Here is a 238-nt window from a genome sequence, read left to right as displayed (position 1 = left end):
AGCTTGTCGTCAGGGCGGCGCGAAATGGCACCAAGATGATCCTGTGCGAGAAGCCCATGGCTACCAACTTGCGTGATTGCGAAACGATGATCTCCGCCTGTAATTCCACAGGTGTGAAACTGGCAATCAATCATCAGATGCGCTTTATGGAACAGTACACGATTCCCAAGTCCATGATCGAGTCTGAGGCTTTTGGTGGCCTTGGGAGCGTTATCGTAAGTGCCGGAAACTTTGGCAT

The 238-nt window shown here is 51.3% G+C and carries 1 protein-coding gene; it reads left to right on the top strand.

All coding sequences use genetic code 11. The annotated features are described in order from the left end of the window. Positions 1 to 56: 56 nt before the first annotated feature. Positions 57 to 238: hypothetical protein (locus EOD29_RS34850; RefSeq protein WP_245475534.1), on the top strand; the 182-nt coding region annotated here is incomplete at its 3' end.

Origin of the sequence: Mesorhizobium sp. M1A.T.Ca.IN.004.03.1.1, assembly GCF_003997555.1 — a bacterium.
Classification (GTDB): Bacteria; Pseudomonadota; Alphaproteobacteria; order Rhizobiales; family Rhizobiaceae; genus Mesorhizobium.
The sequence above is the reverse complement of the archived record's forward strand: the minus strand, read 5'-3'. Positions and strand labels throughout refer to the sequence as shown.